The sequence below is a fragment of the Niastella sp. genome (assembly GCF_045805085.1).
Classification (GTDB): Bacteria; Bacteroidota; Bacteroidia; order Chitinophagales; family Chitinophagaceae; genus Niastella.
The window spans coordinates 1-6,430 of the sequence record NZ_JBJMLX010000150.1; the positions used below are offsets into that span (position 1 = coordinate 1).

Annotated in this window: 3 protein-coding genes; all 3 read left to right on the forward strand. The window is 46.5% G+C overall.

Annotation, left to right across the window (positions count from 1 at the left end; all coding sequences use genetic code 11):
• Positions 1 to 4,143: PKD domain-containing protein (locus tag ACJ751_RS07385; RefSeq protein WP_407744779.1), on the forward strand; the 4,143-nt coding region annotated here is incomplete at its 5' end.
• Positions 4,144 to 4,227: 84 nt separating this feature from the next.
• On the forward strand, positions 4,228 to 5,256 hold the full coding sequence (locus ACJ751_RS07390) for a PorP/SprF family type IX secretion system membrane protein (protein ID WP_407744781.1): 1,029 nt from the start codon (positions 4,228 to 4,230) through the stop codon (positions 5,254 to 5,256).
• Between the two features lie 116 nt (positions 5,257 to 5,372).
• The coding region (locus ACJ751_RS07395; protein ID WP_407744782.1) for a glycoside hydrolase family 18 protein at positions 5,373 to 6,430 on the forward strand (1,058 nt) is incomplete at its 3' end.

Genomic DNA, 6,430 nt, shown 5'->3' on the forward strand with positions numbered 1-6,430 from the left:
AAGTCGATTGAATCAGGTACGGTCAACTATTTATGGGATTTCGGGGATGGACAAACCTCCACAGACAGAGACCCGCATCATAACTATACGGCGAATGGTTCTTATACCGTTACGCTGAGCGCCGTCAATACTTCCGGTTGTCGCGATACGGTGCGTAAAAAGAATTTGATCGTATTAGGGAACACCCAAACGCAATTTACGCTGCCTGCCAGTATATGCGCCGGACAGCCATTCTTCCCCATTAATACTTCCTCACCGGCCCCTGTTGCCGTACAATGGGATTTTGGCGATGGCAATACATCAACAGAGGCAAGTCCACAGAAAAGCTATGCCGCAGGCGGTACCTATACCATTAAAATGGTGAACCGGTTTGCCACCTGTGCCGATTCAATTAACAAGCTGATCACTGTACTACCCAAACCGGTGGCCGCCTTCACTACCGACCGTACTTATTCGTGCAGTATTCCGGCGGCGATCCAATTTACCAATACAACGGCTGGCGCTGTAAGTAATGTATGGGATTTTGGCGACGGCAGCACCAGCGCCGCTGCCAATCCGCAGCACGTGTACAAAGCATTTGGTTTATATACCGTAAAATTAATTGTAACAGGAGCCAATGGTTGTACCGATTCGCTGGTTAAAAATGAATTGATCCAGGTTAAACGGCCGCAGGTACGAATTAAGGACATGCCCCAAAAAGGTTGTTTGCCATTTACTGTGCCATTTGCTGCTGATATCGATGTGCAGGATAATGTAGTTGGTTATCGCTGGGATTTTGGCGATGGCACCAGCTCCACACAAGCTGCGCCAATAAAAACATATACTACAGAAGGGAAATATACCGTAAAGCTGGTGATCATTACTGCCGGTGGTTGTACCGATTCAATTGTAATGCCCGAAGCAATATTAACAGCGCCAAGGCCCAAAGCAGATTTTACCGCCCTGACCCGCGAGGTATGCCGCAGTCAGGCCATTCCGTTTATCAATCAAAGTACGCCGGCTGGTGATGAATGGTTGTGGGAATTTGGCGATGGCGGCGTTTCCACGAGGGAAAATCCCACCTATCAGTTTAATGATACCGGACTCTTTAAAGTAACCCTGATCGTTACGAACAAGGGCTGTTCCGATACCATGATAAAACCAGATTATGTTCGCATCGATCCGCCGGTAGCGCGTTTTAACCTGGGGCTGAATTGTACTGATAAATACCAACGAACTTTTACCGATAAATCAATTGCCGCCCAAAGCTGGCATTGGGACTTTGGCGATGGCGCTACCAGCACCAGTCAATCGCCCGCTCACCGGTATGCCGCCAAAGGAACTTACCGCGTACTGCTGATCGTTACCCACGATGCGTGCCTGGATAGCCTGTCGCAGATCCTGGTTATTGCCGATGAGCACCCCGATTTTGACGCCAATAAAAAAGAATTGTGTAAGGGCGATGAAGTAGCCTTTACTATAAAAGAGTATGATCCGGTGTATGTGAGCAGTATGGTATGGCATTTTGGTGATGGCGCCATGAGTGCTGTGCCTGGCAATGTTACCCACGTGTATACAGCTTCGGGTCTATACAGGGTATCGCTTGTTTATACTGATGTTAATGGTTGTGTTGATTCAACTGTAAAACAACAATACATCCAGGTGGATGGACCTTCAGCTGCTTTTCAAGCGGTTCAACAAAAGATCTGTATTGAAAAGCTCGCTGCGTTCCGCGATCTGTCTGCTACTGATGGCATGCATCCTATTGTAAAATGGGTATGGACATATGGCGATGGTAAGGAAGAAACGTTGGCCGCAGGGCCTTTTAGCCATCTGTATGATAATGGCGGATCTTATAATGTTTCATTAAGAATTACTGATAGCAAGGGTTGTACTGACGCATCAGGCAATGCCGCCATCATTGTGTCGAACCCCAAAGCAGCGTTTGCTACAACGGATACCAGTTCCTGTCCCGGTAAACCTGTTAATTTCGCCAACACTTCAACCGGCGATAACCTGCAATACACCTGGGATTTTGGCGATGGCAATACAGCGGGTCAGTTATCACCGGTGCATCAATACACGCAGGATGGATGGTATACAGTTAACCTGTTGATTGCTGATCCCGTGGGTTGCCGCGATTCGGTTAACCGGGTTGAATACATAAAGATCACTACGCCCATAGCCGGGTTCACTATGTCAGATTCCATTGGCAGTTGCCCGCCCCTGCAGGTTAGCTTCACCTCTTCAGCAAAAAATTATGTAACCCTCCGCTGGGATTTCGGCGACGGGTCTACTTCAACGCTCGAAAACCCGGTTCACTTTTATAATATTCCCGGCGTGTTTTTGGCTACCCAAACTATTGTGTCTCCAGGTGGTTGTGTGGCTACGTTGTCGAGAAAGATAGTGGTGAAAGGACCAACCGGCACATTCAATTATGCGCCCATCAAAGGTTGCGTGCCGCTTACTGTTCAGTTCAGTGGCGCCGGAAATGAGGTTAAATCGTTCATCTGGGATTTTAATGATGGCAATACCACCGCATCAACAACCGGAACCATGCAGTACGACTATGCCCTGGCAGGAAAGTTTGTTCCGCGCATGATCCTGGTCGACAGCAATGGCTGCCAGGTACCGATCCTTGGTAAGGATACCATCAATGCCATTGGCGTTACCGCCAAAGAAACCATGGATACTTACCAGGTTTGTAACAGTGGGTATATACAGTTCACCGATAAATCTGTGGCCAATGACTATATAGCTTCTCACCTGTGGGATTTTGGCGATGGTACCTTCAGCACCCAGCCCAATCCGAAACATTATTTCAACAGGGCGCCGGCTACGTTTACCGTATTGCATATGGTCACCACTGCCAATGGTTGTAAAGATGTGGCCCACCTGGTTGATACCATAAAAGTATATGCAACCCCCACGGTAAAAATAACCGGCGATAAAGAAGTCTGTGTGCCTGGTCAGCTTGCATTCAATGCCCAGGTTACCGGGGATGCCAATAACCTGAAAAAACACTGGGTGTTTGGTAACGGCCAAACTACAGATAACGCAGTTGCAGTTACGCAGACTTATACCGCTGCCGGTGCTTACCAGGTACAATTGCAAACGGTTTACCAGGATTTCTGTTTTGATACGGCCCGCTACGATGTGAATAGCTGGCCGCTGCCCAATACGTTTGCCGGGAAAGATACTTTTGTCTGCCGCGGTACTCCTGCGCAATTATCTGCTTCAGGCGCCTCACAATATACCTGGAGCGCCACACCAGATATCTCCTGTATGCAATGCGCCAGTCCGCTGATAAACCCGGTTGATAACAGCAGCTATGTGGTAACCGGTGTATCTGATCACGGCTGCGTAAAAAGCGACACGGTGAATGTGCGCGTACGCCAGCCCTTTACCATGCAGGTACAACCCAATGATACCATTTGTGCAGGCGAACAGATAAAACTGGGTGCTTCAGGCGCCGATCAATATGAATGGACGGTGAGCGCAGGGTTAGACAATGCAAGAAGTGCGTCACCAAAAGCGTCCCCCAACCATACCACTACATACACCGTCGTTGGCCGCGATAATGATCATTGCTTTGCCGATACGGGCAATGTTCAGATCACCGTATTCCCTATCCCGACTGTATTTGCCGGACAGGATACTACCGTGAACACCGGCGCCACTATTCAGTTGGCGGCCACCTGTTCAAAGGATGTAACTACGTATAACTGGACGCCATCAATCGGTCTCAGCTGCACCAATTGTGCTTCGCCACGCGTTGATGTAAAAGGCACCGTTACCTACCGCCTTACAGCAACCAACCAGGGCGGGTGCGTGGCATCTGACGATGTAACTATTACTTCTGTTTGTAATGGCGATAACTATTTCATCCCAAATACTTTTTCACCCAATGGTGATGGCATGAACGATGTGTTTTATGTGCGCGGGAAAGGTATAAACCTGGTACACTCCTTACGCATATTCAACCGGTGGGGACAAACTGTATTTGAAAAGCACGATTTTATGGCCAATGATCAGAATGCAGGCTGGGATGGAAAGATCAATGGCAAAATTGCCGACATGGATGTGTATGTGTATATCGTAGAGTTGTATTGTGACAATGCGAATATTGTTCCGTATAAAGGAAACGTAGCTTTAATTAGATAGTTAGAAAGTTGACCAGTTAACCAGTTGATCAGTTAACGAGTTAACAAGTTTTTGATCCAATAATAATCCATCAATATCCAAACTATGAAAACCGTGTACAAAACAATTATGACAAGCCTGGCATTAGTGGCCGCCATAGTTACCACGCAAGCCCAGGACCTTCACTTATCACAATTTTTTGAAGCGCCGTTGCTGCGCAATCCTTCCCTGGCGGGCATCTTTACGGGCGACATCAGGGTACAGGGTGTATACCGTGATCAATGGAACAGTTTTACCAAAGCCTATCGCACTGGTTCATTGAATGCGGAGGTTAAATTGCCGGTCGCAAACAATGATTTTATTACTACCGGCATACAAACGTTGTTTGACAAGGCAGGTACTGTTGGCCTTACTACCACACAGGTACTGCCGGCGGTGAATTATCATAAATCATTAAGCAATGATAAAGTAGAATATTTATCATTGGGTTTTATGGGTGGGTTAATACACAAGAGCCTTGATATAACTAAAATGACCACCAACAACCAATACAATGGTGGCTATAACCCAACGGGCACTACCGGTGAAACCTTTGCCGTGCCCAATTTCAGTACCTGGGATGCATCGGTGGGCATGAGCTATAACACGTCATTCGGCATGAATGGTGCAAACAGCCTGTTCGTAGGCGCTGCGTATCATCATTTGAATAAACCAAAAAACTCTTTCTACCGCGATGCTACTACCCAGCTAAATCCCAAGTACGTTTTTTCAGCCGGTGTTAAATGGGTGATCGATGATTATTCTTATTTCACCATGCAGGCAGATCATTCGCAACAGGGAACACAGAAAGAAACGGTAGCCGGTGGCATGTATTCTATTAACCCGGGTCAGTTTGTTGATGACGCCAATGTTATATTGAGTTTTGGTGGTTACCTCCGGTGGAAAGACGCCTTTATTCCCGTTGTAAAAGTTGATATGCGTTCGCTGTCGGTAGGGTTGAGTTATGATGTAAACGCATCGCAATTAAGAACAGCCAGCCAAAGCAGGGGTGGGTTTGAATTGTCCTTATCATATATTGGATTTTTTGATCGCAACAATTCCGCGCGGGATCAGGTGATGTGTCCGAGGTTTTAGACCCAGGCATTCACGTAAGCTCCAAAATTATACAAGTGGTAATTATTAAAACGGTGTTAGGCTGTACATTACATGTTGAGTTTTTACAGCACTTATAAATATAAAACACCACGCCAATGACCCGCTTTGCTATTACAACACTGTTTCTGATCGCTGTTTGTATCAATGTATTTTCAGAACCTCCTCAAAAGAAAGCCAGGAAAGGGCAATCAATTGCTGTTATAGCCTATTATTCTGGGCCGGCAGAACAGGTGGATAGTTTTGCCGTTGAAAAGCTGACCCATATCATTTTCAGTTTTTGTCATTTAAAAGGGAATCAGCTGGTTGTTGACAATGCGCGGGATAGTTTACGCATTCAAAAGCTGGTGTCATTAAAAAGCAGGAATCCCCAATTAAAGGTCTTGTTGTCCCTGGGCGGATGGGGTGGCTGCGAAACCTGCTCCCAGGTATTCAGTGATGAAAATAGGCGGGCTGAATTTTCCAGATCTGTAAAGAACCTGCTCGATTATTTCAATGCCGATGGAATTGATCTGGATTGGGAATATCCTGCTATCTCTGGCTTTCCCGGTCACCGGTTTGTGCCCGAAGATAAACCCAATTTCACGCAACTGGTGATGCAGTTGCGCAAGGCTATTGGTAAAAAGCATGAGATCAGTTTTGCCGCCGGCGGTTTTTCTACCTACCTCGAACAATCCATAGAATGGAAAAAAGTGATGAAGGTGTGTGACCGGGTAAACTTAATGACCTATGACCTCATCAATGGCTTTAGCACCGTTACCGGCCATCATACGCCCTTGTATTCTACTCCTCAACAAAAAGAGTCTACCGATAATGTTATTCACTACCTAGATTCTATCGGTGTTCCCCGCAAGAAACTGGTAATTGGAGCCGCCTTCTATGCCCGCGTTTTTGAAAATGTAGACAGTGTAAATAATGGCTTGTACCAGCCGGGTAAATTCAATCGCGGGGTACCGTTTAAAGCATTCCCCAAACTGTTGTCAGCAGACAGTGGGTTTGTATACCATTGGGACCCTGTTGCCAATGCGCCCTGGATGTATAATGCTGCACAAAAACTATTTGTTACGTACGACGATACCAGATCTATGCAGCTGAAAACTGCTTATGCAAAGGAGAAAAAACTCAATGGGATTATGTTTTGGCAATTAGGGGAAGA

Coding starts and splice junctions, on each gene's coding strand:
- ACJ751_RS07390 (WP_407744781.1), top strand. CDS start 4,228: ATGAAAACCGTGTACAAAACAATTATGACAAGCCTGGCATTAGTGGCC.